General features: G+C 67.8%; 24 protein-coding genes. 16 read left to right on the forward strand and 8 right to left on the reverse strand.

Features of this window, described 5'->3' with window-relative positions:
• Nucleotides 1-20: 20 nt before the first annotated feature.
• From AC3IS2_RS14905 to odhB, 4 genes are all read left to right on the forward strand, one after another.
• A complete protein-coding gene (locus AC3IS2_RS14905; RefSeq protein ID WP_489198568.1) occupies nucleotides 21-893 on the forward strand; it encodes a glycosyltransferase family 2 protein in 873 nt (290 codons plus the stop codon).
• Nucleotides 894-914: 21 nt separating this feature from the next.
• A complete protein-coding gene (gene sucD / locus AC3IS2_RS14910) occupies nucleotides 915-1,817 on the forward strand; it encodes a succinate--CoA ligase subunit alpha (RefSeq protein ID WP_489198569.1) in 903 nt (300 codons plus the stop codon).
• A 359-nt stretch (nucleotides 1,818-2,176) separates the two neighbouring features.
• Nucleotides 2,177-5,194 carry a 2-oxoglutarate dehydrogenase E1 component gene (locus tag AC3IS2_RS14915; protein WP_489198570.1) on the forward strand — a complete coding sequence of 1,006 codons (3,018 nt, stop codon included), beginning with the start codon at nucleotides 2,177-2,179 and terminating at the stop codon, nucleotides 5,192-5,194.
• Nucleotides 5,195-5,250: 56 nt separating this feature from the next.
• Nucleotides 5,251-6,741 carry a 2-oxoglutarate dehydrogenase complex dihydrolipoyllysine-residue succinyltransferase gene (gene odhB, locus AC3IS2_RS14920; protein ID WP_489198572.1) on the forward strand — a complete coding sequence of 497 codons (1,491 nt, stop codon included), beginning with the start codon at nucleotides 5,251-5,253 and terminating at the stop codon, nucleotides 6,739-6,741.
• Nucleotides 6,742-6,807: 66 nt separating this feature from the next.
• Here odhB and AC3IS2_RS14925 read toward each other — a convergent pair whose 3' ends face one another.
• Nucleotides 6,808-7,998: a CaiB/BaiF CoA transferase family protein gene (locus AC3IS2_RS14925; protein WP_489198574.1), complete on the reverse strand. Its 1,191-nt coding sequence runs from the start codon at nucleotides 7,996-7,998 to the stop codon at nucleotides 6,808-6,810.
• A gap of 38 nt (nucleotides 7,999-8,036) precedes the next feature.
• The gene (locus AC3IS2_RS14930; RefSeq protein WP_489198575.1) at nucleotides 8,037-8,303 is read right to left on the reverse strand and encodes a DUF6356 family protein; all 267 of its coding nucleotides are present in this window, start codon (nucleotides 8,301-8,303) and stop codon (nucleotides 8,037-8,039) included.
• A gap of 148 nt (nucleotides 8,304-8,451) precedes the next feature.
• Between AC3IS2_RS14930 and AC3IS2_RS14935 the strand changes: the two genes are divergently transcribed.
• Together AC3IS2_RS14935 and AC3IS2_RS14940 are read left to right on the forward strand one after the other, a co-directional pair.
• Nucleotides 8,452-9,642, forward strand: a complete 1,191-nt coding sequence (locus AC3IS2_RS14935; RefSeq protein WP_489198576.1) for an acyl-CoA dehydrogenase — start codon at nucleotides 8,452-8,454, stop codon at nucleotides 9,640-9,642.
• Between the two features lie 84 nt (nucleotides 9,643-9,726).
• The gene (locus AC3IS2_RS14940; protein WP_489198577.1) at nucleotides 9,727-11,070 is read left to right on the forward strand and encodes a trypsin-like peptidase domain-containing protein; all 1,344 of its coding nucleotides are present in this window, start codon (nucleotides 9,727-9,729) and stop codon (nucleotides 11,068-11,070) included.
• A gap of 283 nt (nucleotides 11,071-11,353) precedes the next feature.
• Here the strand turns inward: AC3IS2_RS14940 and fabB are convergent, their stop codons facing one another.
• From fabB to AC3IS2_RS14955, 3 genes are all read right to left on the reverse strand, one after another.
• A complete protein-coding gene (gene fabB, locus AC3IS2_RS14945) occupies nucleotides 11,354-12,583 on the reverse strand; it encodes a beta-ketoacyl-ACP synthase I (protein WP_489198578.1) in 1,230 nt (409 codons plus the stop codon).
• Between the two features lie 60 nt (nucleotides 12,584-12,643).
• Complete coding sequence (gene fabA / locus AC3IS2_RS14950) at nucleotides 12,644-13,177, reverse strand: 3-hydroxyacyl-[acyl-carrier-protein] dehydratase FabA (RefSeq protein ID WP_331034087.1); 534 nt, start codon at nucleotides 13,175-13,177, stop codon at nucleotides 12,644-12,646.
• A gap of 68 nt (nucleotides 13,178-13,245) precedes the next feature.
• A complete protein-coding gene (locus AC3IS2_RS14955) occupies nucleotides 13,246-13,815 on the reverse strand; it encodes an SH3 domain-containing protein (RefSeq protein ID WP_489198579.1) in 570 nt (189 codons plus the stop codon).
• A 53-nt stretch (nucleotides 13,816-13,868) separates the two neighbouring features.
• Here AC3IS2_RS14955 and AC3IS2_RS14960 point away from each other — a divergent pair, with 53 nt between their 5' ends.
• Both AC3IS2_RS14960 and AC3IS2_RS14965 read left to right on the forward strand, forming a co-directional pair.
• A complete protein-coding gene (locus tag AC3IS2_RS14960; protein ID WP_489198580.1) occupies nucleotides 13,869-14,855 on the forward strand; it encodes a 2-hydroxyacid dehydrogenase in 987 nt (328 codons plus the stop codon).
• A gap of 88 nt (nucleotides 14,856-14,943) precedes the next feature.
• Nucleotides 14,944-17,022: an alpha/beta hydrolase family protein gene (locus AC3IS2_RS14965; RefSeq protein WP_489198581.1), complete on the forward strand. Its 2,079-nt coding sequence runs from the start codon at nucleotides 14,944-14,946 to the stop codon at nucleotides 17,020-17,022.
• On the opposite strand, the gene AC3IS2_RS14970 is transcribed toward AC3IS2_RS14965, so the two are convergent.
• Complete coding sequence (locus AC3IS2_RS14970; protein ID WP_489198583.1) at nucleotides 16,989-17,786, reverse strand: HesA/MoeB/ThiF family protein; 798 nt, start codon at nucleotides 17,784-17,786, stop codon at nucleotides 16,989-16,991. The two genes, AC3IS2_RS14965 and AC3IS2_RS14970, sit on opposite strands and share 34 nt — an antisense overlap.
• A 44-nt stretch (nucleotides 17,787-17,830) precedes the next feature.
• Entirely contained in the window at nucleotides 17,831-18,241 is a 411-nt protein-coding gene (locus AC3IS2_RS14975; protein WP_489198584.1) for a BLUF domain-containing protein, read from the reverse strand.
• A gap of 156 nt (nucleotides 18,242-18,397) precedes the next feature.
• Between AC3IS2_RS14975 and hslV the strand changes: the two genes are divergently transcribed.
• Complete coding sequence (hslV, locus tag AC3IS2_RS14980; RefSeq protein ID WP_184266871.1) at nucleotides 18,398-18,952, forward strand: ATP-dependent protease subunit HslV; 555 nt, start codon at nucleotides 18,398-18,400, stop codon at nucleotides 18,950-18,952.
• A 70-nt stretch (nucleotides 18,953-19,022) separates the two neighbouring features.
• Entirely contained in the window at nucleotides 19,023-20,318 is a 1,296-nt protein-coding gene (gene hslU, locus AC3IS2_RS14985; RefSeq protein ID WP_489198585.1) for an ATP-dependent protease ATPase subunit HslU, read from the forward strand.
• Nucleotides 20,319-20,457: 139 nt separating this feature from the next.
• Here hslU and AC3IS2_RS14990 read toward each other — a convergent pair whose 3' ends face one another.
• On the reverse strand, nucleotides 20,458-21,198 hold the full coding sequence (locus tag AC3IS2_RS14990) for an alpha/beta fold hydrolase (protein ID WP_489198586.1): 741 nt from the start codon (nucleotides 21,196-21,198) through the stop codon (nucleotides 20,458-20,460).
• Nucleotides 21,199-21,277: 79 nt separating this feature from the next.
• Between AC3IS2_RS14990 and AC3IS2_RS14995 the strand changes: the two genes are divergently transcribed.
• The 6 genes from AC3IS2_RS14995 to pheS all read left to right on the forward strand — a co-directional run bounded on the left by AC3IS2_RS14995 (nucleotide 21,278) and on the right by pheS (nucleotide 25,333).
• A complete protein-coding gene (locus AC3IS2_RS14995; protein ID WP_489198587.1) occupies nucleotides 21,278-22,258 on the forward strand; it encodes a glycosyltransferase family 9 protein in 981 nt (326 codons plus the stop codon).
• A 136-nt stretch (nucleotides 22,259-22,394) separates the two neighbouring features.
• Nucleotides 22,395-22,916 carry a translation initiation factor IF-3 gene (infC, locus tag AC3IS2_RS15000; RefSeq protein WP_312781453.1) on the forward strand — a complete coding sequence of 174 codons (522 nt, stop codon included), beginning with the start codon at nucleotides 22,395-22,397 and terminating at the stop codon, nucleotides 22,914-22,916.
• Between the two features lie 277 nt (nucleotides 22,917-23,193).
• On the forward strand, nucleotides 23,194-23,391 hold the full coding sequence (gene rpmI, locus AC3IS2_RS15005; RefSeq protein WP_003166435.1) for a 50S ribosomal protein L35: 198 nt from the start codon (nucleotides 23,194-23,196) through the stop codon (nucleotides 23,389-23,391).
• Nucleotides 23,392-23,447: 56 nt separating this feature from the next.
• A complete protein-coding gene (gene rplT / locus AC3IS2_RS15010) occupies nucleotides 23,448-23,804 on the forward strand; it encodes a 50S ribosomal protein L20 (protein ID WP_105562776.1) in 357 nt (118 codons plus the stop codon).
• A gap of 178 nt (nucleotides 23,805-23,982) precedes the next feature.
• Entirely contained in the window at nucleotides 23,983-24,186 is a 204-nt protein-coding gene (locus AC3IS2_RS15015) for a dodecin family protein (protein WP_489198588.1), read from the forward strand.
• 70 nt (nucleotides 24,187-24,256) lie between these two features.
• Entirely contained in the window at nucleotides 24,257-25,333 is a 1,077-nt protein-coding gene (gene pheS / locus AC3IS2_RS15020) for a phenylalanine--tRNA ligase subunit alpha (RefSeq protein WP_489198589.1), read from the forward strand.
• Nucleotides 25,334-25,336 lie beyond the last annotated feature (3 nt).

Consider the following 25,336-nt stretch of genomic DNA (forward strand, 5'->3'; position numbering starts at 1 on the left):
GGTTCGGTCGGAGAGAGGCCTTGGCCCAGTTCGAAGTCGTCGCTCTGGCGCTTGCGCCGGAGCGACACATCGCAGCTTTCATCGAGCACCATCGTCGTCGGGGCGCGGATCGCATCCGCGTCTTCTTCGACGGCCCGGTGACGATGGCGACCGACCTCGCCGGCGGCGAGGTCATCGCCTGCGACGAGAACTTCTGGCGCGAGCTGGGCGTTTCACGGCCGGAAAGCGTCGAGGACCGGCAGCGGGCCGTCTATAATTTCGCTTATCGGCAAGCCAGCGCCGACTGGCTCCTGTTCGTGGATGTGGACGAGTTCATTCTGGGTGACGGGGCGATCGCCGAGCTTCTTTCTTCGATAGAGCCGGAGAGGGAATCGGTGATCTTCCGCACCGTCGAGGCGATCTATGACGAGCGGCACGACCTGTCCCAGGAGTACGGCGCGGCCTTCTTCAGAAAGTCCTATGGACGGCCTTTCAGCGCTATCCTGCCCCACCTCTTCTATCCGGGGAGCGGCGGCTTCTTCACCAAGGGGCTGCTGGGTCACGACATGGGCAAGCATGCGATTCGAGCCGGTATCGCCGACATTTCGGTCGATATCCATGAATCGAAGCGGGGCGGCGTTCCGTTGCAGGCTGCGGTGGCCAAGTCACTGCTCCTGGCCCACTACGACGCCATCTGCCTGGAGCAATGGCGCTGCAAGTGGGATCGGCGGTTGGCGGTTCAGGACACCCACGAGATGGGACGCAAGAGGCGCCTGCAATCGACGATCTACGGCCGGGCGCGCCGCCAGGGCGCCGAGGTCGAGTTGTTCAGGCGGATCTATGTCGTCAACGGCCTGCAGACCCTTCTCCTTCGCTCGTTCGGCCTGATTATTCCCAATAATTCAACGATTTGACTGTTTAAAGAAAGCCATCAGATGTCCATTCTCGTCGACAAGAACACCAAGATCATCGTGCAAGGCCTGACCGGCAAGACCGGCGGCTTCCACACCGAACAGGCCCTGGCCTATCACGGCACCCAGATGGTCGCCGGCGTGCACCCGACCAAGGGCGGCACCAACTGGACCGGCTCGCACGGCGAAACCCTGCCGATCTACGGCTCGGTCGCTGAAGCCAAGGACCGCACGGGCGCCGACGCCACCGTCATCTACGTCCCGCCGGCAGGCGCCGCCGACGCCATCATCGAAGCCATCGAGGCCGAGATCCCCTTCATCACCTGCATCACCGAAGGCATCCCGGTGCTGGACATGGTGCGCGTCAAGGCTCGCCTGGACCGCTCCAACTCGCGCCTGCTGGGCCCGAACTGCCCCGGCATCCTGACCCCGGACCAGTGCAAGATCGGCATCATGCCGGGCAACATCTTCTCCAAGGGTTCGGTCGGCGTCGTCTCGCGCTCCGGCACCCTGACCTATGAAGCCGTGTTCCAGACCACCAACGCCGGCCTGGGCCAGACCACGGCCGTCGGCATCGGCGGCGACCCGGTCAAGGGCACCGAGTTCATCGACGTCCTGGAAATGTTCCTGGCCGACCCGGAAACCACCTCGATCATCATGATCGGTGAAATCGGCGGCGGCGCCGAAGAAGACGCCGCTCAATTCCTGATCGACGAAGCCAAGAAGGGCCGCTCCAAGCCCATGGCCGGCTTCATCGCCGGTCGTACGGCTCCGGCCGGCCGCACCATGGGCCACGCCGGCGCCATCGTTTCGGGCGGCAAGGGCGACGCGGAATCCAAGATCGCTGCGATGGAGGCCGCGGGCATCCGCGTCTCGCCGTCGCCGGCGCGCCTGGGCCACACGCTGTTGGAAGTGCTGAAGGGCTAAGGCCTTTCAGGGCGCTACGCTCGCGACGCGGTCGCTCGCTTCTTGAGCGCAGCAAGGTCGCTACGCTCGCCGCGCGGCGGCTCGCTGCTTGAGCGAGTTCGCCGGGGTCACCCTCTACGGTGGCGAAAAGGACGGTGAGCGCGACCGAACGACGTTCCGGGGCGAATTTTCGCGCCCTGTGACCTTTTGAAACGCCTCCGGATTCGTCCGGAGGCGTTTTTTCTTGCGGATTCGACCAATTTCCACCCTGTCCGCCCCGCTTCGGTCATGACCAGTAAGGAAACACGGCCTATATGAGCGGCGCCGCTCACCGCGCAGGCGTGCGCGCGCGGCCGGAATTGTAGGACGACGAGAGAAAAATGGCGGACGATGCAGGTCGGCTGAACCAGGTCTTTGCCGAGACCAGCTTCCTCTATGGCGCGAACGCCGCCTTCATTGAGGACCTGCACGAAAAATGGGCCGCAGACCCCGGCTCGGTGTCGGGGGAATGGCGCGCCTTCTTCGATCAGTTGAAGGACAACGCCGCCCAGGTGAAACAGGCCGCCGGCGCCGGCGCCTGGGGCCGTGGCGCCGCCACCGAGCCGACCGAGGAAACGGCTGTCTTCGACGGCCGCTGGCCCGCCCCCAAGGTCGACCCCAAGGCCGCCGCCGGCAAGCCCGGCCCGCGTCCGGCCGCTCCGGCGGAAGCCGCTTCCGGCGCCTTGACCGCCGCCGACGTGCGCGCCGCCGCCCATGACTCGATCCGCGCCCTGATGCTGATCCGCGCCTATCGCGTGCGCGGCCACCTGCAGGCGACGCTGGACCCGCTGGGCATCGAACAGCCGGTCGAAAACGCCGAGCTGACCCCCGAATTCTACGGCTTCACCGCCGCCGATCTGGACCGCCCGATCTTCCTTGACGGCGTCCTGGGCCTGCAGACGGGTTCGATCCGCCAGGTGCTGGAGATCCTCAAGCGCACCTACTGCGGCAACATCGGCGTGCAGTACATGCACATCGCCGAGCCGGAAGAAAAATCCTGGCTGCAGCAGCGTTTCGAAGGCCCCGACAAGTTCGAGCAGAACGCCTTCACCAAGGAAGGCAAGCTGGCCATCCTGCACAAGCTGATCGAGGCCGAGGGCTTCGAACGCTTCCTGCACAAGCGCTTCCCCGGCACCAAGCGCTTCGGCCTGGACGGCGGCGAGGCCATGGTCCCGGCGCTGGAGCAGGTGATCAAGCGCGGCGGCAACCTGGGCGTCGACGAGATCGTCTTCGGCATGGCCCACCGCGGCCGCCTGAACACGCTCGCCGCCGTCATGGGCAAGCCCTACAAGGCCATCTTCCACGAGTTCCAGGGCGGTTCGACCGTGCCGTCGGACATTGAGGGTTCGGGCGACGTCAAATACCACATGGGCGCCTCGTCGGACCGTGAGTTCGACGGCAACAAGGTCCACCTGTCGCTGACCGCCAACCCGTCGCACCTGGAAATCGTCAACCCGGTCGTCCTGGGCAAGGCGCGCGCCAAGCAGGCCTTCGACATCCGCGACGCCAACGCCGGCAAGCCCGAGGCCGAATGGGCGCTGGACCGCTCCAAGGTCGTGCCCCTGCTGATCCACGGCGACGCCGCCTTCGCCGGCCAGGGCGTGGTGGCCGAGTGCTTCGCCCTGATGGGACTGAAGGGCTACCGCACCGGCGGCACCCTGCACTTCGTCATCAACAACCAGATCGGCTTCACCACCAGCCCGCGCAATTCGCGCTCGTCGCCCTATCCGTCGGATGTGGCGCTGATGGTTCAGGCCCCGATCTTCCACGTCAACGGCGACGATCCGGAAGCGGTCGTCTTCGCCGCCAAGGTGGCGACGGAATACCGTCAGAAGTTCCACAAGGACGCGGTGGTGGACATGTTCTGCTACCGCCGCTTCGGCCACAACGAAGGCGACGATCCCACCTTCACCCAGCCGCTGATGTATTCGAAGATCCGCGCCCAGCCCTCGACGCGCGAGATCTACGCCAAGCGCCTGGTCGAACAGGGCGTGGTGACGCAAGCCGAGGTCGACGCCGAGGTCGCTCGCTTCGAGGCCTTCCTCGACGCCGAGTTCGAGGCCGGCAAGGTATTCAAGGCCGACAAGGCCGACTGGCTGGACGGCCAGTGGCAGGGCCTGGGCGCCGAAAAGACCGACGACGCCGCCCAACGCGGCGACACCGCCGTCCCGGCTGACAAGCTGCGGGACTACGGACACCGCCTGACCCAGATCCCCAACAGCGTCGACATCCACAAGACGCTGAAACGCGTCGTCGAGGGCCGCCGCGAAGCCATCGACAGCGGCCAGAACATCGACTGGGCCACGGCCGAAAGCCTGGCCTTCGCCTCGCTGCTGGACGAGGGCTACAACGTTCGCCTGTCGGGCCAGGACTCGGTGCGCGGCACCTTCTCGCAGCGTCACTCGGGCATCACCGACCAGACGACCGAGCAACGCTACATCCCGCTGAACCACCTGCGCGACGGCCAGGCTCACTTCGAGGTCATCGACTCGGCCCTGTCCGAAGAAGCGGTGCTGGGCTTCGAGTACGGCTATTCGCTGGCCGACCCGAACACCCTGACCCTGTGGGAAGGCCAGTTCGGCGACTTCGTCAACGGCGCCCAGGTGGTCATCGACCAGTTCATCAGCTCGGGCGAACGCAAGTGGCTGCGCATGAGCGGCCTGACCATGCTGCTGCCGCACGGCTATGAAGGCCAGGGCCCCGAGCACTCCTCGGCCCGCCTCGAGCGCTTCCTGCAACAGTGCGCCGAGAACAACATGCAGGTCGCCAACTGCACCACCCCGGCCAACTACTTCCACATCCTGCGTCGCCAGATGCACCGGGACTTCCGCAAGCCGCTGATCCTGATGACGCCCAAGTCGCTGCTGCGTCACAAGAAGGCGGTGTCGAGCCTGGCCGACATGGCCGAGGGTTCGTCCTTCCACCGCGTGCTGCGCGACGACGCCCAGCTGCGTCCGGAAGTGGCCGGCGTCTCGCTGGTCGCCGACAAGGCGATCCGCAAGGTCGTCGTCTGCTCGGGCAAGGTCTATTACGACCTGCTGGACGCGCGCGAGAAGGCCGGGATCAACGACATCTACATCCTGCGCCTCGAACAGTTCTATCCGTGGCCGATCAAGTCGATCTCGACCGAGCTGGCCCGCTTCCCCAACGCCGACCTGGTCTGGTGTCAGGAAGAGCCCAAGAACATGGGCGGCTGGACCTTCGTCGATCCGTGGATTGAGCTGACCCTCGAGAAGATGGACATCAAGGCCAAGCGCGCGCGTTACGTCGGGCGTCCGGCCTCCGCCTCCACGGCGGCCGGCCTGATGAGCCGCCACCTGAAGGAACTCGAGACCTTCCTCGCCGAGGCCATGGCCTGATCGGCCTTGCCTGACCTATAGATACGCCAAGACACAAAAAGACACTGGACCGAACCATGGCCGATATCCTCACCCCCGCCCTCGGTGAATCCGTCAGCGAAGCCTCCATCGCCAAGTGGACCAAGAAGGTCGGCGACGCCGTCAAGAAGGACGAAGTCCTGGTCGAGCTGGAAACCGACAAGGTTTCGCTGGAAGTCGTGGCCCCGGCCGACGGCGTCCTGGCGGCGATCAACGCCGCTGAAGGCGACACCGTGGTTCCCGGCACGGTCCTGGGTTCGGTGAGCGAAGGCGCTTCGGCTCCGGCCGCTGCGCCCGCCGCTGCTGTGGCCCCGGCCGCTGCCGCTCCGGCCGCTTCGGGCGGCGCCTCGGTCTCGATCGCCGTCCCGACCATGGGCGAGAGCGTCGCCGAGGGTTCGATCGGCACCTGGCTGAAGAAGTCGGGCGACACCGTCGCCAAGGACGAACTGCTGGTCGAGATCGAGACCGACAAGGTCGCGGTGGAAGTCTCGGCCCCGGCCGCCGGCGTCCTGACCATCGTCGCCGACAATGGTTCGACCGTGACCCCGGGTCAGGTCATCGGCTCGATTTCCGCTTCGGGCGCCGCCGCAGCTCCGGTCGCTGCAGCCCCCGTCGCCGCCGCTCCGGCCAACACGGGTTCGGCCCAGGCTTCGGCTCACCTGTCGCCCGCCGTCCAGCGCGTGGTGTCGGAAAACAACCTGAACCCGGCCTCGCTGTCGGCCTCGGGTCCGAAGGGCAACATCACCAAGGCTGACGCCATCGCCGCCATCGGCGCCGCCGCTCCGGCTCCGGCCGCCGCGGCAGCCCCGGCCGCGCCGCGCGCCGACCAGCCGCGCGAGGAGCGGGTGAAGATGACGCGCCTGCGTCAGACCATCGCCCGTCGCCTGAAGGAATCCCAGAACACGGCCGCCCAGCTGACCACCTTCAACGAGGTGGACATGACCAACGTCATGGCCCTGCGCGCCCAGTACAAGGACGTCTTCGAGAAACGCCACGGCGTGAAGCTGGGCTTCATGTCCTTCTTCACCAAGGCCGTGGTTCAGGCCCTGCACGAAATCCCGGCCGTCAACGCCGAGATCGACGGCACGGACATCATCTACAAGAACCACTACGACATCGGCGTGGCCGTCGGCACCGACAAGGGTCTGGTGGTTCCGGTCCTGCGCGACGCCGACACCCTGTCGCTGGCGGGCATCGAAAAGGGCATCGGCGCCCTGGGCAAGGCCGCCCGTGACGGCGCCCTGACCATGGATCAGATGCAGGGCGGCACCTTCACCATCACCAACGGCGGCACCTATGGTTCGCTGATGTCGACGCCGATCCTGAACGCGCCGCAGTCGGGCATCCTGGGCATGCACAACATCGTGCAGCGCCCGATGGCCATCAACGGCGAGGTCAAGATCCGCCCGATGATGTACCTGGCCCTCAGCTACGATCACCGCATCGTCGACGGCAAGGAAGCCGTGACCTTCCTGGTCCGCATCAAGGAACTGCTGGAAGACCCGGCGCGCGCCCTGCTGGACCTGTAAGGTCTGTAAGCGTTGCGAAGACTGACGACGGCGGCTCTCTCGGGAGCCGCCGTTTTCAATTCCGGCTCAGTCGCCCTTGAGGCTGGCCAGCACGGCCGCTGTGTCCTGCCCCAGCTTGGGCGGCGGGGCGTCGTAGCGGACGGGGGTCCTGGACAGGCGGATGGGCGAGGCGACGGTGCGGATCGGGGTCGCCAGGTCGGGGCGCGACTGTTCGACGGTCAGGCCGCGATGGAGGGCCTGCGGCGCCTCGAACACCTGGTCGATGGTGTTGACCGGGCCGCAGGGCACGCCCGCCGCCTCCAGCGCCGCCATCAGCCCCTTCATGGTGAAGCCCGCCGTCAGGGCCGACAGGGTGGGCGACAACTCGACCCGGTGCTGGACCCGCAGGGCATTGGTGGCGAAGCGCGGATCGGCGCCCATGGGTTCGACGCCCAGGGCCTTGGCCAGGGCGCGGAACTGGCCGTCGTTGCCGACCGCGATGACCACCATGCCGTCCGAGCAGGGGAAGGGCTGATAGGGGGCCAGGTTGGGGTGGGCGTTGCCCATCCGCGTCGGCGCCTTGCCGGAGACGAAGAAGTTGGTCGCCTGATTGGCCAGCATGGCCGCCTGGACGTCGAACAGGGCGATGTCGACCTGCTGGCCCTCGCCGGTCGCGCGGGCGTGCCACAGGGCGGCCAGGATGGCGTTGGAGGCATACAAGCCGGTGAACAGGTCCACGACCGCCACCCCGACCTTCATCGGCTCGGCGCCCGGCGCGCCGTCCGGCTGGCCGGTGATCGACATCAGTCCGCCCATGGCCTGGATCATGTAGTCATAGCCGGCGTGGGTAGCGCGAGGCCCGTCCTGGCCGAAGCCGGTGATGGAGCAATAGACCAGGCGCGGATTGACGGCCGACAGACCGGCGTAGTCGAGGCCGTACTTCTTCAGCCCGCCGGTCTTGAAATTCTCGACCACCACGTCGCAGGTCGCGGCCAGTCGGCGCACGGCTTCGGCGCCCTCAGGGCTGGCGATGTCCAGCTCGACCGACTTCTTGCCCCGGTTGGCGCACATGAAATAGGCGGCGTCGCCCTTGGAGCCGTCGGTCGCAGTGGTGAAGGGCGGGCCCCAGTGGCGGGTGTCGTCGCCCTCGCCCGGCCGCTCGATCTTGATGACCTCGGCGCCGAGGTCGGCGAGCGTCTGCGTCGCCCAGGGACCGGCCAGAACGCGGGAAAGGTCGAGAACGCGAACGCCGGAGAGGGGGCCTTGAGTCTGGGTCATGTGCCCTGACTAGCCCGCCGTCGGCGCGTCGAGAAGACCTAGAGGCCGACGTCCCAGACGCCGGCGTTCTTCATGCGGCATTCGCGCGCTTCCTCGGCGCGGCCGCCCATGTCGCGGGCCATGCCGCGAATGGCGTCGGACACCGTGCTCTTGTGCACACCCGGCACGACCGCGTGCATGAAGGCGCAACCGGCCAGCCGGATCAGCTTGAAGCCGAAACGCGCCGAGGCGGCCATGTGCTCGAGATAGGTCTCGCTGACCTCGCGCGGGTGATCGCGGAACAGACGTGAAAACGTGCTCGACATGGCCTCAACCTAACGCGGTTCCCCGCGCCCCTCTACCCGTCCGATGCATTTTGGCCTAAACCCGCCGCCGGAACAGGGGTCGCATCGTCACGCCCCTCGATTGCGCGTGACGACCACAGAACCCCGCACACTCGCGCAGGAAACACCGATGGCCGACGGCTCGCACGCTTCGCAACAGACCTTCCGCTGGGACGACCCGTTCGACCTGCGCGGCCGCCTGACCGACGATGAGCGGATGATCCAGGACGCGGCGCGCTCCTATGCCCGCGAGGCCCTGCTGCCGCGCGTGGTCGAGGCCTTCCGTGACGAAGTGTTTGATCGCGCGATCATGACTGAGATGGGCGAGATGGGCTTCCTCGGCGCCATGCTGCCGGAACAATACGGCGGCTCGGAAGCCAGCCACGTCGCCTATGGCCTGATCGCGCGCGAGGTCGAGGCCGTCGACAGCGGCTATCGCTCGGCCATGAGCGTCCAGTCGTCGCTGGCCATGTACCCGATCTACGCCTTCGGCTCGGAAGAGCAGAAGATGAAATTTCTGCCGAAGATGGCGGCGGGCGAACTGATCGGCTGCTTCGGCCTGACCGAGGCCGACGGCGGTTCGGACCCGGCCTCGATGAAGACGAAAGCCGTCAAGGTTGACGGCGGCTATCGCCTGAACGGCGCCAAATACTGGATCACCAACTCGCCGATCAGCGACCTGGCCATCGTCTGGGCCAAGCTGGATGACAAGATCCGCGGCTTCATCGTCGAGCGCGACTTCGACGGCTTCACCACGGACAAGATCGGCGACAAGCTGTCGCTTCGCGCCTCGATCACCGGCGACATCGGCCTGAACGACGTCTTCGTGCCGGAAGCCAACATCCTGCCGGGCGTGCAGGGCCTGCGCGGTCCCTTCTCCTGCCTGAACAAGGCGCGGTTCGGCATCGCCTGGGGCGCCATGGGCGCCGCCGAGTTCTGCTTCCACGCCAGCCGCGACTATGTCGGCGAGCGGATGCTGTTCGGCCGCCCGCTGTCGTCGCGCCAGCTGGTGCAGAAGAAGCTGGCCGACATGCAGACCGAGATCTTCCTCGGCTTCGAGGGCGCCTATGCCCTGGGCCGTCTGCTCGACACCGGCGCCTGGGTGCCGGAAGCCATCAGCCTGATGAAGCGCAACAACTGCGGCAAGGCCCTGGCCGTGGCGCGCGAGGCCCGCGATATGCACGGCGGCGCCGGCATCACCGGCGAACTGCACGTCATGCGCCACGCCATGAACCTGGAAACCGTCAACACCTACGAGGGCGCCCACGACGTCCACGCCCTGATCCTGGGCCGGGCCATCACGGGCCAGAGCGCCTTCTAGGGGACAGGTTCGCTTCCCGACGGTCGAGGCTGTCGTCACGGCGGACTTCTCGCGCTAGGCTGACTGCCTGCGAAGGGACCGACCATGACGCGACACACAATGCTGGCCTCGACCGGCGCCGCCCTTGTCCTGATCCTGAGCGCGGCGCCGGTTGTCGCGGCCCCGGCCGCGACCGCCGCCCAGACCCCTGCGGTGCAGGGCCTGCCCTATGACGCGCGGCGCGGGGTCTTCACCTTCGCCGCCGGTCTGGACGCCTCCCTGCCCGCGGTGGTGCAGGTCACGACGCTGGGCCAGTCGCGCGGTCCCAGTTCGGAAGGCGACCCCAAGCCGGCCCAGGGCGGATCGGGCGTCATCATTGACGCCGCCGCCGGCATCATCATCACCAACCACCACGTCATCGAGAACGGCCAGAAGTTCACGGTCGATCTGATCGACGGCCGCCTGTTCGACGCGACCCTGATCGGCGCCGACAAGGCCACCGACATCGCCGTGCTTAAGATCGACGCGTCGGGCCTGTCCCAGGTCCAGACGGTCGATTCCGACACCCTGCGCACCGGCGACCTGGCCTTCGCGGTCGGCTATCCTCTGGGGCTGGATCAGACCCTGACCATGGGCGTGATCTCGGGCCTGAACCGCTCGGGCATGGGCGACGCCATCGAGGACTATATCCAGACCGACGCGGCGGTGAACTCGGGCAACTCGGGCGGGCCGCTGCTGGACAGCCGGGGACGGCTGATCGGCATCAACACGGCCATCCTTTCGGGCGGCATGGGCGGCGGCAACGACGGCATCGCCTTCGCCGTGCCGACGCGGATCATGATGTTCGTGGTCGATCAGCTGCGCGCCTCGGGCGAGGTCAAGCGCGGCCGGATCGGCGCGGCCGTCGGCTCGCTGACGGCCGAGCGGGCGCGCGACCTGGGCCTGAGCATCGTGCGCGGGGCGGTGGTCTATGACGCCGAGCCGGGATCGCCCGCCGAACAGGCGGGCCTGCGCCCCGGCGACGTCATTACTCGCATCCAGAACCGCCCCGTGGCCAACGCCGGCTCGGTCCAGGCGACGGTCGGCATCGCCCGGCCGGGCGCGACCCTGCCGGTCGTCTATCTGCGCGGCGGGCGCGAGACGACGGCCAGCCTGACGGTCGCCTCGGCCGATCCCGTCGCGGTGCGCCTCGGCGCCGGCGCGGCGATGGCGCGCGGCCTGACCTTCAGAAACGCCGGAGAGGGCGCCGGCGCTCAGATCACGGTGGTCGAGGGCGGCTCGGTCGCGGCGGTCGCGGGACTGCAGGCCGGCGACGTGGTGGTCGCGGCGGGCGACGCGGGCGTGGACGGCATGGCGGCGCTGGCCCGCGCGCTGCAGGGCGCCAGCGGGCCGATCGAGCTGACCGTGCTGCGGGACGGCGAGCGGACGGCGGTCAGCCTGCCCGGCTGATCCTCGGTCCGCGCTTCGGTTTTCGGGGGCCGGACAGCAAAACGCCCGCGCTGCCAGGAGGGGGAGGGGAGGCTGGCGCGGGCGTCTCGCTTGGAGGAAGCATCGACCCGTCGAAGCCCTTTAGCGGAAAAATCCTGGGGGGCTGGGGGGGCTGTTCAGGATCCGGGACTCTTCCGAACTCCGACAGGCCGATGGTGTATCTCTGGCATCCGTTCCGGGCGGGCGAAGGACCGAATGGGGGCCTTTTCGTGTTCTGCGAGATTTTTCGCTCGCCGGGCCGAAATCAGACCTTGGACAGGATCAGGGTGCCGTTGGTGCCGCCGAAACCGAAGCTGTTGGACATGACGTGCTTCAGTTCGCCGTCGTGGCGCTGACGCAGGATCGGCATGCCCTCGAACTCGGGGTCCAGGTTCTCGATGTGGGCGCTCTCCGCGGCGAAGCCGTGCTTCATCATCAGCAGGCAGTAGATGGCTTCCTGAGCGCCCGCCGCGCCGAGCGAGTGGCCCGTCAGCGACTTGGTCGAGGAGATCATCGGCAGGTCGTCGCCGAAGACGTTGCGCACCGCGCCCATTTCCTTGGAGTCCCCGACCGGCGTCGAGGTGCCGTGCGGGTTGAGGTAGTCGATGCGGGGGTCGCCGGCCATCTTCAGGGCCAGCTTCATGCAGCGTTCAGCGCCCTCGCCCGAGGGGGCCACCATGTCATAGCCGTCCGAGTTGGCGGCGTAGCCGGTGACTTCGGCGTAGATGGTCGCGCCGCGCGCCACGGCGCGTTCGTATTCTTCCAGCACGACGATGCCGGCGCCGCCGGCGATGACGAAGCCGTCGCGGTCCTTGTCATAGGCGCGGCTGGCCTTGGCGGGCGTCTCGTTGAAGTTGGAGGACATGGCGCCCATGGCGTCGAACATGTTCGACATGGACCAGTCGATGTCCTCGCACCCGCCGGCGAAGACCACGTCCTGCTTGCCCCAGGCGATCTGTTCGGCGGCCGCGCCGATGCAGTGGGCCGAGGTCGCGCAGGCCGAGGAGATCGAATAGTTGATGCCCTTCAGCTCGAACCAGGTGGCCAGGACGGCCGAGGGGCCGCTGGCCATGGCCTTGGGCACGGCGAACGGGCCGATGCGCTTGGGCGAGCCCTTTTCGATCGTGGTCTGGGCCGCCTGGAGGATGACCTGGGTCGAGGGGCCGCCCTCGCCGACGATCAGGCCGATGCGCTCGTCCTTGATCTCTTCGGCGGTCAGGCCGCTGTCCTTCAGCGCCTCTTCAAAGGCGATGTGCGCCCAGGCCGTGCCGTTGGCGAGGAAGCGGGCGGCGCGGCGGTCCACCAGCGGCGCCCAGTCCTCGGCCGTGACGCCAAGCGCCGGCGGCGCCCAGACCTGGGAGCGGAAGCCGTGGGAAGCATGGTCGGCGGCGTGCTGGACGCCCGACTTGGCTTCGCGCAGGGAGGCCGTGACCTCGTCCTGGCCGGTGCCGATGGAGGAGACGATGCCCAATCCGGTGACGACGACACGCCGCATGGTGTTTCCTAACATTCAGTCTTCAGGCGCCGCGTTGACCGCGGTCTGCGTTAAATGGGGTCAGGCTTCGGTCGGCGCCACCACGCCGCCGAACAAGCCGACGCGCATGTCGGCGCAGGTGTAGATGACCTCGCCGTCGGCCTCGAGCACGCCGTCGGCGATGCCCATGACCAGCTTGCGGTTGATGACGCGCTTCAGGTGGACCTTGTAGACCACCTTCTTGACGTCCGGCGTCACCTGGCCGGTGAACTTGACCTCGCCGACGCCGAGCGCGCGGCCCTTGCCGGGGCCGCCGATCCAGCCGAGGTAGAAGCCGACCAACTGCCACATGGCGTCCAGGCCGAGGCAGCCCGGCATGACCGGATCGCCGATGAAGTGGCACTGGAAGAACCAGAGGTCCGGATTGATGTCGAGTTCGGCCTCGACATAGCCCTTGCCGTAGTCGCCGCCGTCGGCGGTGATGGTCTTGATGCGGTCGAACATCAGCATCGGCGGGGCCGGAAGCTGGGCGTTGCCCGGACCGAACAGTTCGCCACGGCCCGAGGCCAGCAGGCCTTCGTGATCGAACGACGACGGATATTGGGACTGGCTCAAGGCTGACGCTCCGGAAGTGTTGCGGGCGGGTTACACGACCCTGCGCGCCCGCTCAACTGTTGTGAAGCCTAGCTACGTCCGGCGCCGGCGGGCCGGGCGGCGTTGCACAAGGCGCGCGACTGGGTTCCGAACACCGCGCGCTCGGGCAGCCAGCCTCGGATCTTGCGCGCGCGAACCCGGCACCAACCCTCTTCGCACTCGTCCAGCGAGACGATGGAGCGCGGCGACAGGCGCGCCCGCACCGACGAGGCGGTCGAGCGGCCGGAGTGGATCATGATCTCTTCGGCCGAGCGGTTGAACACGCTGCGGCGGCCCGAGGCCACGGTGCGGTGGATCCAGGCGACCGAGCCGTCGGGGTCGCAGATCTTGCGCCACTCCTTGGTCTCGGCGATCACTTGGACAGGCAGGCCCGCGGCGCGGTATTCCCACAGAATCTCGTAATCGAGACCCGGTCCCTGGCGGGCGCGAACCTGAGAGGATTTGAGCGTGACCCAGCGCGGCACTTCCAGCCCGGTCGGCGTCGGCCGACCGTCAGGCATGCGGGCGCTGGCGCCCGCGAAGACGCCCGATCCCAGAACCGCGGCGATGACGGCGATACGCCGGAAACTTTTGAACCTGACCACAGCTTTGCTAGACACCGGATCGACCCGTCCCGCACGGGCGCTTCCGCCCGTTGAAACCCAGGCCCCCTATGTCCGCTCGCAAGCTTAAGGTCGTATTAACCAGACGCCTGCCCGACGCGGTGGAAACGCGTCTGCGCGAACTTTTCGACGCCGAGCTGAACCTGACCGACCGTCCGATGGACCGCGAGGCCCTGGCCGCCGCCCTGCAGCGCGCCGACGTCCTGGTCCCGACCATCACCGACCATCTGGACGCCGAGTTGATCGCGAGCGCGGGCGAGCAGCTGAAGATGATCGCCAACTTCGGCGCGGGCGTGGATCACATCGACATCGACGCCGCCGTGGGGCGCGGGCTCATCGTCACCAACACCCCCGGCGTCCTGACCGAGGACACCGCCGACCTGGCCATGAGCCTGATCCTCGGCGTCAGTCGCCGCATCGTCGAAGGCGCCAATGTCGTCGCGGCGGGCCAGTTCGAGGGCTGGAGCCCGACCTGGATGTGCGGCCGCAAGCTGTGGGGCAAGCGCCTGGGCATCGTCGGCATGGGCCGCATCGGCCAGGCCCTGGCTCGTAGGGCCAAGGCCTTCGGCATGCAGGTCCACTATCACAACCGCAAACCGATCTCGGACATGATCGCCGAGGAGCTGGGCGCCACCTGGTGGGACGATCTGGATCAGATGCTGGCGCGGATGGACGTCGTTTCGCTGAACTGCCCGGCCACGAAAGACACCCACCACCTGCTGTCGGCCGAGCGTCTGGCCCGGCTGCAGCCCCACGCCATTCTGGTCAACACCGCGCGCGGCGAGCTGATCGACGAGGCGGCGCTGGTGGAGGCCCTGGACCGCCGCGCCCTGTTCGGCGTCGGCCTGGACGTGTTCGAGCACGAACCGGCGGTGCATCCGGGCCTGGTCGGCCGGCCGAACGTGGTGCTGCTGCCCCACCTCGGCTCGGCCACGATCGAGGCCCGTCAGGACATGGGCGACCGCGTCATCGCCAACATCATGACCTATCAGAACGGCCACCGTCCGCCGGACCGGGTCATCCCGGCCATGCTTTAGGCGCAAGGCCGCCATTTGCAGGATTGACGAAGAACGTCGTTCTCGCATCTGATCCCGGCAGCGACGCGATGTCGCCAGCGGGGGATGCATGAGACACGGATCCAAGGTCGGGCGCCGATGGCGCGCGGACGTTCGTCACGATCGTCTGATCGCGGATCTGAGCCGTCGCGGCCTGCTGGGCTTCGGCGCCGGTCTGGCGATCGGCGGCGCGTTCGGGACTGTGTTCGGGGGCGGCGCGGCGCAGGCCCGCGAGGAGCGCCAGCCGCATTCTCTCGACGCCTTCTTCACGCCTGACGTGGTGGTGGCGGCGGCGCTGTCTCCGGCCGGCGACCGCGTGGCCGTCCTGCGCAACATCGGCGAGAACGGCGCGCGCCGGCTGGCGGTCGAGGTGGTCGACGCCGCCGACCCGACCGGGCCGCGCCGGGTCGTGCCGATCGGCGATCAGGAGGTCGAGACCCTGGCCTGGGCCAACGACCGACGCGTGCTGATGCGCCTGGCCATCCCTTTGACGGCGGGCGGAACCGCGTCCATCGGCAGCAAGCTGGTGTCGCGAAAGGTCGATCTGCACAGCCGCCGGATGATCTCGGTCGATCTCGACACCGGCGGGGCCGTGGTTCTGTTCGGCAACGAGCGGAACCGGCAGCGTGAATCCCTGAACCTGGGCGCGGTCGTCGACTATCTGCCGAATGATCCCGATCATGTGCTGATGGCGGCGCGGGAATACAGCGGCCGGCTGGCCCTGCATCGGGTGAGCGTCGAGACGGGGCGGGCCAGCCTGGTCGACACCGGCAACACCAACACCCTGACCTGGGCGACGCGCGACGGCGTGCCGGTGATGCGCGTGGACGCCAATGCGCGCGGGTCGATGTTCAATGTCTTCGTCCGCGCCGACGAGCGAGGCTCATGGAAGCGCGTCTGGCGCCAGTCGATCGAACAGGCGCGGTCCTTCTTCTGGATCGCCCCGACCGAGCGGCCCGGCGTCGCCCTCGTGGCGGCCCGGCTGGACGGCGAAGACGTCATGTCGATCCGAGAACTTGACCTCGAAAGCCTCGAGTTCGGGGCGCCCAAGGCGTCCCGCGCCGGCCTCGACATCAGCGCGCCACTGCTGGACGCCAAGGGCGACTTCATGGGCGGCCTCTTCTACGCCCCGCGCGCCCAGTACGACTTCATCGACGCCGACATGGCCGCCCACCATCAGGCGATGAACAAGTTCTTCGACGACGAATGCAACGTCATGCTGGGAACGGCGGATCGCGCGCGCAACCGCTTCGTCGTCCATGTGACCGGGCCTCGAGAGCCGGGCGCCTGGTATCTCTACGACAAGGGGGCGCGGAATTTCGCCTATATCGGGTCGCGCACAGGCATGGAGACCGACCGGCTGGGGCCGGTCGAAGTCCTGGCCGTGCCGACGCGGGACGGCGCTGTCATCGAGGCCTTCCTGACCGCGCCGCCGTCCCGCCGACCCGGCCCTCTGGTGGCCCTGGTGCACGGCGGGCCGGAGGTGCGCGACATCTATGGCTGGGATCGTCAGGCCCAGGTCCTGGCGGCCCAGGGCTGGTGGGTGGTGCAGCCGAATTTCCGCGGTTCCGGCGGCTTCGGCAAGGCCTTCGCCCGCGAGGGCTACCGGCGCTGGGGCGAGCGGATGCAGGAGGACGTCGAGGACGCGGTCGCCCATGCGGTGCGGAGGCACGAACTGGACGCCGACCGCGTGGCGATCATGGGCGCCAGCTACGGCGGTTACGCGGCCTTGATGGGGGCCGTGCGGCGGCCGGATCTCTACAAGGCGGCGATCTCCATCTGCGGCGTGGGCGATCCGGGCGACATGCTGGACTATGTGCGACGCGAGGACGACAGCCCCGACAGCTATGTCTTCCAGCTCTGGGTCGATCGCATCGGCGATCCGCAGGCAGACCGGGCCATGATCGAGGCGGCGTCGCCGCGCCGTCGCGCCGCCGAGATCGCCTGCCCCGTCCTGCTGGTCCACGGCGAGGATGATGCGGTGGTGCCGGTGCATCAGTCCCGGCGCATGAACGACGCCCTCAAGGCGGCGGGAAAGAGCGTCGACTACGTCGAGGTGTCCGGCGCCGGCCACGCCGACTGGGAGGACGACATCGAACGCAGCCTGATGCGCCGCTACGTCGGGCTGCTGCGCACCGCCTTCGCCTGATCGCCGCAGACGGGACAGGCCGGGTCGGCCGCAATGCGCGCGACCCGGCTGGTTCCGGCCAGGCCGTCGTAGAGCATCAGCCGGCCGGTCAGGGCTTCCCCCGCGCCGGTGATCAGCTTGATCGCCTCCAGCGCCGCCATGGCGCCGATGACGCCGGCCAGCGCGCCGACGACGCCGACGCGGGCGCAGGTCTCGGCGTCGGGGGGCGTCTCGGGCACCAGGCACTGGTAGCAGGGGCGGCCGGCGAAGACCCCGACCTGACCGTTCCAGCGGCCCAGGGCCCCGGACACCAGGGGCTTGCCCGCCGCGACGCAGGCGGCGTTGACGGCGAAGCGGGTCTCGAAGTCGTCGGTGCCGTCCAGCACCACATCGAACCGCTCGATCACGGCGCGAGCGTTGTCGGGCGTCAGCCGCCGGGCGAAGGGTTCGACGGCGACATGGGGGTTGAGGGCGGCTAGATGCGCGGCCCCCGCCTCGACCTTGGGCCGGTCGGCGTCGGCGGTGGTGAAGATGATCTGGCGCTGCAGGTTCGACAGGGCCACCGCGTCATGGTCGATCAGGCCCAGGGTCCCGACCCCGGCGGCGGCCAGATAGAGGGCGGCAGGGGCGCCGACGCCGCCTAGGCCGACGATCAGGACGCGGGCCCGCTTCAAGGCTTGCTGGCCGGGGCCGCCGATCTCGGACAGCACCAGTTGGCGGGCGTAGCGGTCCACCTCCTCGTCGGAGAAGCGAACGGGCGCGGCGGGGGCGGAGGGCTGGGTCACGCCGCCTGTCTAGCGCAGTCGGGACGGGCCGTCAGCGGGCGGCGTCAGGCCGGAACGGGCAGGGCCTCGGCCGCCGCGACCAGAAGCGCCTCGGCGCGGTCGGGGCTCAGCTGGTCCAGCGACGCCCCGTTGAGCCCGCGCGCGGCCTCGGGCGTCAGCTGGGCCAGGGTCATCGGCCATTCGTGGAAGAGACGCGCGGCCACATCCAGGTCCGACAGCAGGCGGAGGTTCTCATGGCGCGGATCGGCGCGCAGCCGGTCCATCAGCCGATCCACGTCGGCGCGGCGCCCTTCGATGGCCTGCAGGAACCGGCCGTCATGGCGCATCAGCGCGCCGGTCAGGCCGTCGCGGCGGTTGTGGCGCTCCGATTGGCCGAGGATCTCGGCCAGGATCAGGAGGCTTGTCGCGGCGTCGTCGACGGCGTCGCTGACGTAGATGGCGCGGTGAAGAAGCAAGGCGGTACTCAAACTAAACGCGAAAGCGACGCGACTGCAGGGGGAAGGCTCCGTGTCACGGGCGCGGCCGACAGGCAAGCTGTGCGGACGCTCGTGCGGCCCCATGTGGCGTATGGGCGTCTTGCGAGGGCCATCAATCCTCGCCATCTGGTCGTCATGACCCAGACCTCAAGCTTCCCCGACTGGCACGGCACCACCATCCTGGCGGTGCGCAAGAACGGCCGCACCGTCATCGCCGGCGACGGTCAGGTCTCGATGGGGCCGACCATCGTCAAGGGCGCGGCGCGCAAGGTGCGCACCCTGGCGGGCGGCAAGGTGCTGGCCGGTTTCGCCGGGGCCACGGCCGACGCCCTGACTCTGATCGAGCGGCTGGAGGCCAAGCTGGAGCAGTATCCGGATCAACTGGCCCGCGCCTGCGTCGAACTGGCCAAGGACTGGCGCACCGACCGCTACCTGCGCCGCCTGGAGGCCATGCTTCTGGTCGCCGACAAGGACACCATCCTGACCGTGACCGGCGTAGGCGACGTTCTGGAGCCGGAATACGGCGTGGCCGCCGTCGGCTCGGGCGGCAACTACGCCCTGGCCGCCGCCCGCGCCCTGATCGATGTGCATACCGAGATGGACGCCGAACAGATCGCCCGCAAGGCCATGCAGATCGCCGCCGACATCTGCGTCTACACCAACGGCAATCTGACCATCGAGAGTTTGTAGGGCGCTATCGCTCGCCGCGCGGCGGCTCGCTGCTTGAGCGCCATCTGAATATTTCTGGACAGCCTGACCCATGACCGACCTTTCCCCCCGCGAAATCGTCTCCGAACTGGATCGCTTCATCGTCGGCCAGGACGACGCCAAGCGCGCTGTGGCCGTGGCCCTGCGCAACCGCTGGCGCCGCAAGCGTGTGCCGGAAGACCTGCGCGACGAGGTCACGCCCAAGAACATCCTGATGATCGGCCCCACGGGCGTCGGCAAGACCGAGATCGCCCGGCGTCTGGCCAGGCTGGCCGGCTCGCCCTTCCTCAAGGTCGAGGCGACCAAGTTCACCGAGGTCGGCTACGTCGGCCGCGACGTGGATCAGATCATGCGCGACCTGGTCGAGAGCGCCCTGGTCATGGTGCGCGACAAGCGCCGCGCCGGGGTCAAGGCCCGCGCCGAAGGCCAGGCCGAGGAGCGGATTCTGGACGCCCTGGTGGGCGCAGGCTCGCAAGCGGCCACCCGCGACGCCTTCCGCAAGAAGCTGCGCGCCGGCGAACTGGACGACAAGGAGATCGAGATCGCCCTGGCCGACACGGCCTCGCCGATCCAGGGGCTGGAGGGCGGCGGCAACGTCGGCCTGCTGAACCTGTCGGACCTGCTGGGCAAGATGGGCGGCGGCCGCACCAAGACGGTCAAGCTGACCGTGGCCGAGGCCGTCCCGCCCCTCGTCACCGAGGAAAGCGACAAGCTGCTGGATCAGGAAAGCCTGACCAAGGAAGCCCTGCTGCTGGCCGAGAACGAGGGCATCGTCTTCCTCGACGAGATCGACAAGGTGGCCGCGCGTCAGGGCGCATCGGGCGCCGACGTGTCACGCGAGGGGGTGCAGCGCGACCTGCTGCCCCTGATCGAGGGCACGACGGTTTCGACCAAGTACGGGCCGGCCAAGACCGACCATGTCCTGTTCATCGCCTCGGGCGCCTTCCACGTCGCCAAGCCGTCGGACCTTCTGCCCGAACTGCAGGGCCGCCTGCCGATCCGGGTCGAGCTGAAGGCCCTGACCCGCGACGACTTCAAGCGCATCCTGACCGAGCCGGAAGCCAACCTGATCCGCCAGAACCAGGCCCTGCTGGAGACCGAGGGCGTGACCCTGGTCTTCACCGATGATGCGGTCGAGGCCATGGCCGACGCCGCCGTGGCCGCCAACAACACGGTCGAGAACATCGGCGCGCGCCGGCTTCAGACCGTGCTGGAGCGGGTGCTGGAGGAGACCAGCTTCAAGGCCTCGGACCTGTCGGGCCAGACCCTGACCTTCGACGGCGACATGGTGCGCGACAAGGTCGGCGAACTGGCCAAGAACATCGACCTGAGCCGGTTTATTCTGTGACGACCTGAGCTTCTCCTCCCCATGCAATGGGGAGGTGGCGCGGCGGCGCAGCCGACGTGACGGAGGGGCCGCTTCAGCCGGGCAGGCCCCTCCACCGCTACGCGGTCCCCCTCCCCACAAAGTGGGGAGGAAAGCTGTGCTAGCCCCGCATCGCCTCCACCGCTTCGACCAGCCGGTTCAGATCGCGCGGCGACGACAGCCGGTGGTCGCCGCCCTCGATCAGGTCCAGGCGCAGGTCGCCGCCGGTCAGGCGTTCGGCGAGTTCGACCTGATGGCGCCAGGGCACCACGTCGTCAGCGCGGCCCTGCAGCACGTGGATCGGCGCGCTGATGTCGATCACCCCGTCCAGCAGCAGCCAGTCGCGGGCCTCCTCGAACATGCGCCGGGTCAGGACGTAGGAGCCCAGGCCCTCCTCGGTGATGACCGTCTCGCCCTCGCGCAGGATGGCCTGACGCTCGTGGTCGGCCAGACCCGGCCACATCAGTTTTTCGGTGAAGTCCTGGGCCGGATTGACCAGCACCAGACCCTTGACCCGATCCGGCCGGGCCAGCGTCGCCAGCAGCGACACCCAGCCGCCCATCGACGACCCGACGGGAATGACGGGGCCGTCGAGGCTGTCGATCAGGGCGACGGCGTCCTCGCGCCAGCGGCCGATGGTGGCCTGCTTCCAGTCGCCGGAGGACTGGCCGTGGGCGAAGTGGTCGTAGCGGACGTAGTTCCAGCCGCGCTCGCGCGCCGCCGCCTCCAGAGTCAGGGCCTTGGTCCCTTCCATGTCCGAGCGGAAGCCGCCGACCCAGACGACCGTCGGACCTGCGCCCTTCACCGTCTTGAAGGCCAGGGTCTCGCCGTCGGGGCGGTTCAGCGTGTCGAAGTCGGACATGAAGGCTCCTCGGACTGTCATTCGGCGCGGAATGGCTTTAGCAGAGACGGCGTTTCTTCACAGGCCGCGAGGGCCCCGCTTGTCCGCACCCAAAGCCCTTTTCGTCTCCTCGAACCGCATCGGCGACTGCGTCATCTCTTCGGGGGTGATCCGCGAGATCGCGCGCCAGTTGCCGGGGGTGCAGATCACGGTGGCCTGCGGCCGTCCGCCCGCGCCCTTCTTCCGCTCCGCGCCCAACGTCGAGCGGGTCATCATCCTCGACAAGAAGAAGGCCGCCGGGCACTGGGTCGATCTGTGGAAGCAGGTGCGCGGCACGAAGTGGGATCTGGTCGTCGACATCCGCGGCTCGGCCCTGGCCTACCTGATCCCGGCCAAGCGCCGCGTCGTCTATAATCGCCGCTGGGAGACCGGGCTGCGCAAGGTCGAGATGGTGTCGCGCCTGATGGGCTCAGACACACCCCTGGCCCCCGAAATCTTCCTTGATGATCAGGCCCGCGCCGAGGCCGCCGCCGTCATCGACCCGCAACTGGCGCAAGGGCCGGGCTCCGGCCCGATCATCGCGCCTCCTATCCTGGCATTGGCGCCCATCGCCCACCAGCCGGGCAAGTCCTGGCCCGCCGACCGCTGGGGTCAGCTGGTCGAGAAGCTGAAGGCGGAGCCGCGCTTCGACGGCTGGCGCTTCATGCCCGTCGGCGGCCCCGGCGACCGGCCGCCCGCGACCCCGGCGTTGGAAGCCGCCGGAGAGCGCGGCATCGACTGCGTGGGCAAGGGCGACATCCTCTGCTCGGCCGCCGTCATCGACCGGGCGGCCCTGTTCGTGGGCAATGACAGTGGGCTGATGCACGTCTCGGCGGCGCTGGGTCGACCGACGCTGGGTCTGTTCGGTCCGACCGAGTGGTGGCTCTATGGACCCTGGGGGCCGAAGACGCGCACGGTCGCCTCCAACGAGACGCGCGGCCAGTTCGCGCCGATCGAGGACCTGACGGTCGATCATGTCTTTGAAGGGGTGCTGGCGCTGCACGACGCCTACATCGGCGGCGCAAACCCCGACCAGCCTTGAATTACAGGGCTTCAGTCGTCATATTCCCGCCGCCGGGAACGCGCCGCTCTGTCGCGCGCTGATCCCTGCGAGATTATCGCCTACCAACCAAACTATCTTCTGATCACATAAGGAAACGACGCCCATTCGCCGTCCCATGCAAGCGCCGCCCGTCAAGGACGGGCCGCCCATCAACCAGGAAATCCGCGCCACCCGCGTTCTGCTGATCGATCAGAACGGTGAGAAACAGGGCGTCATGCCGCTGTCCGCCGCCCTGGAAGCCGCCGAAGAGGCCGGCCTCGATCTGGTCCAGATCGTCGGCAACGCCGAGACTCCGGTCTGCAAGATCCTGGATTACGGCAAGCATCGTTTCCAGGAGCAGAAGAAGAAGGCCGAGGCGCGCAAGCGTCAGAAGGTCGTCGAGCTCAAGGAAATCAAGCTCCGTCCGAACATCGACACCCATGACTATGAGGTCAAGGCCAAGTCGATGCATCGCTTCTTCGAGGAGGGGGACAAGGTCAAGGTGACCCTGCGCTTCCGCGGTCGTGAAATGGCGCACCCGGAACTGGGCATGAAGCTGCTCAACAAGGTGCAGGCCGACTTCGACGAAGTCGCCAAGGTCGAATACGCTCCGCGTATGGAAGGCCGCCAGATGATCATGATCCTGGCGCCGCGCTAAGCGGCCGAGCCTCTCGGCGAGGCTTTTCAGGTCGCTATGCTCGCCGCGCGGCGGCTCGCGACTTGAGCAGGGGTCTTGGATCCAGTTCAGACGCCCGGCTCCGGACAGATGTCTGGGCCGGGCGTCTTGCTTTTGGGGGGGCGGCGCCGTAAAAGCCGCCCCTTCGCGTACCGAACCGCCGGGCTAACAGGCATGCCTGGGCAGTTCGTTTCAGCACCGTCTCATGGGCTCAAGCAGCCCAAGGGGCGGTAGCCCACTAAAAAGATAGAGAGTGAAAATGCCGAAACTGAAGACGAAGTCTGGCGCCAAAAAGCGCTTCAAATTCACGGCCACTGGCAAGGTGAAGGCCGGCGTTGCGGGCAAGCGTCACCGCTTGATCAGCCACAACTCCAAGTACATCCGCCAGAACCGCGGCACCTCGGTCATGGCCGACGCCGACGCCAAGAAGATCAAATCCTACATGCCGTACGCCTGATAGGCGCGCGCGTTTCGATCTGATCTCTACGTAAGAATTTGAAAGGATAGCGACACATGGCTCGCGTCAAACGGGGCGTAACGTCCCACGCCAAACACAAGAAGGTTCTTAAGCAGGCCAAGGGCTTCTACGGCCGCCGCAAGAACACCATCCGCACGGCCAAGGCCGCCGTCGACCGCGCAGGCCAGTACGCCTACCGCGACCGTCGCAACAAGAAGCGTTCGTTCCGCGCCCTGTGGATCCAGCGCATCAACGCCGCCGCCCGTCTGGAAGGCTTCACCTACTCGCAGTTCATCCACGGTCTGGACAAGGCCGGCATCGTGCTGGACCGCAAGGTCCTGTCGACGATCGCCGCCGACGAAGCCAGCTTCAAGGCCATCGCCGAGAAGGTCCGCGCCGCTCTGGCCGCCTAAGTCTCGCGATCGCGCTCATGGCTCCAGGAGCCGGGCGCTGAAGCAAGAAGACAAAAACGCCCGTCCCGCTCTCGGGGCGGGCGTTTTTCATGGCCAAGCCTGACCTTTTGGTCGGATCAGGCGTTGGGGTTCGACGGCCGGGTCGAATGGCGATCCGGCGGTTGAGGAGGCTTCGCCGATGTCCATTGCTCGCGTCACCGAGATCACCGCGTCATCCACCGTCAGCTTCGACGACGCCATCGCCCAGGGGATCGCCCGGGCTGACAAGACCCTGCGTCATGTCGAAGGGGCCTGGATCCAGGATCAGAAGATCGTGGTCCGCAACGGCGAGATCGCCGAATACCGGGTCAACATGAAGATCAGTTTCGTCCTCGCGGATTGAGGGGCCGACTGAGCCTGATCGACGCTGAAGGCTTTGCGAGACGGCCGTGGCGGGCTAGACGCTGCGGACCATGACCGATCTCGCCCAGCTAGAACTCGACCTGATCAACGCCATCGGAGCGGCCCAAAGCGTCGCTGCGATCGAAGAGGTGCGCGTCGCCGCCCTCGGCAAGACGGGGACCGTCTCCGCCCTGCTGAAGGGGATGGGCGCGCTCAGCCCCGATGAACGCCGCGAACAGGGGCCGATCATCAACGGCCTGCGCGACCGCGTGACCGCCGCCATCGCCGCCAGGAAGGCCGCGCTGGAGGCCGCCGAGCTGGACGCCCGTCTGCTGGCCGAGCGCGTCGACCTGACTCTGCCCAGCCGCCCGCGCCGCAAGGGCGGGGTGCATCCGACCATGCAGGTCATGGACGAGATGATCGCCATCTTCGCCGAGATGGGCTTCGCCGTGGCCGAGGGCCCGGACATCGAGGACGACTTCCACAACTTCACCGCCCTGAATTTCCCGCCCAAGCACCCGGCGCGGGAAATGCACGACACCTTCTTCCTCAAGCCCGACCCGGAAACGGGCGAGCGCAAGGTCCTGCGCACCCACACCAGCCCGGTGCAGGTGCGGACCATGATGTCGCAGAAGCCGCCGATCCGCATCATCGCGCCCGGCCGCACCTTCCGTAAGGATTCCGACGCCACCCACACGCCGATGTTCCACCAGATCGAAGGCCTGGTGATCGACCGCGACATCCACATGGGTCATCTGAAGACGACGCTGGAGACCTTCATCGCCCGCTTCTTCGAGCTGGACGACGTCAACGCCCGCTTCCGCCCCCACCACTTCCCCTTCACCGAGCCGTCGGCGGAGATGGACATTCGCTGCGACCGCTCGGGCGGCAAGCTGACGCTGAACGAGGGCGAGGACTGGCTCGAGATCCTCGGCTGCGGCATGGTTCACCCGAACGTGCTGCGCAACTGCGGCATCGACCCGGACGAGTATCAGGGCTTCGCCTTCGGCATGGGCGTCGATCGCCTGGCCATGCTGAAATACGGCGTCTCCGACCTGCGCCCCATGTTCGACGCCGATACGCGCTGGCTGGCGCACTACGGCTTCTCCGCCTTCGCCGCGCCGAACCCGGCCAGCGGCCTCAGCTGATTT

The organism is Brevundimonas sp. KH_025, assembly GCF_057839885.1.

Coding starts and splice junctions, on each gene's coding strand:
- hslU (WP_489198585.1), top strand. CDS start 19,023: ATGACCGACCTTTCCCCCCGCGAAATCGTCTCCGAACTGGATCGCTTC.
- rpmI (WP_003166435.1), top strand. CDS start 23,194: ATGCCGAAACTGAAGACGAAGTCTGGCGCCAAAAAGCGCTTCAAATTC.
- AC3IS2_RS14915 (WP_489198570.1), top strand. CDS start 2,177: ATGGCGGACGATGCAGGTCGGCTGAACCAGGTCTTTGCCGAGACCAGC.
- fabB (WP_489198578.1), bottom strand. CDS start 12,583: ATGCGGCGTGTCGTCGTCACCGGATTGGGCATCGTCTCCTCCATCGGC.
- AC3IS2_RS14965 (WP_489198581.1), top strand. CDS start 14,944: ATGAGACACGGATCCAAGGTCGGGCGCCGATGGCGCGCGGACGTTCGT.
- AC3IS2_RS14925 (WP_489198574.1), bottom strand. CDS start 7,998: ATGACCCAGACTCAAGGCCCCCTCTCCGGCGTTCGCGTTCTCGACCTT.
- hslV (WP_184266871.1), top strand. CDS start 18,398: ATGACCCAGACCTCAAGCTTCCCCGACTGGCACGGCACCACCATCCTG.
- sucD (WP_489198569.1), top strand. CDS start 915: ATGTCCATTCTCGTCGACAAGAACACCAAGATCATCGTGCAAGGCCTG.
- AC3IS2_RS14940 (WP_489198577.1), top strand. CDS start 9,727: ATGACGCGACACACAATGCTGGCCTCGACCGGCGCCGCCCTTGTCCTG.
- pheS (WP_489198589.1), top strand. CDS start 24,257: ATGACCGATCTCGCCCAGCTAGAACTCGACCTGATCAACGCCATCGGA.
- AC3IS2_RS14930 (WP_489198575.1), bottom strand. CDS start 8,303: ATGTCGAGCACGTTTTCACGTCTGTTCCGCGATCACCCGCGCGAGGTC.
- rplT (WP_105562776.1), top strand. CDS start 23,448: ATGGCTCGCGTCAAACGGGGCGTAACGTCCCACGCCAAACACAAGAAG.
- AC3IS2_RS14990 (WP_489198586.1), bottom strand. CDS start 21,198: ATGTCCGACTTCGACACGCTGAACCGCCCCGACGGCGAGACCCTGGCC.
- AC3IS2_RS15015 (WP_489198588.1), top strand. CDS start 23,983: ATGTCCATTGCTCGCGTCACCGAGATCACCGCGTCATCCACCGTCAGC.
- AC3IS2_RS14960 (WP_489198580.1), top strand. CDS start 13,869: ATGTCCGCTCGCAAGCTTAAGGTCGTATTAACCAGACGCCTGCCCGAC.
- AC3IS2_RS14935 (WP_489198576.1), top strand. CDS start 8,452: ATGGCCGACGGCTCGCACGCTTCGCAACAGACCTTCCGCTGGGACGAC.
- infC (WP_312781453.1), top strand. CDS start 22,395: ATGCAAGCGCCGCCCGTCAAGGACGGGCCGCCCATCAACCAGGAAATC.
- odhB (WP_489198572.1), top strand. CDS start 5,251: ATGGCCGATATCCTCACCCCCGCCCTCGGTGAATCCGTCAGCGAAGCC.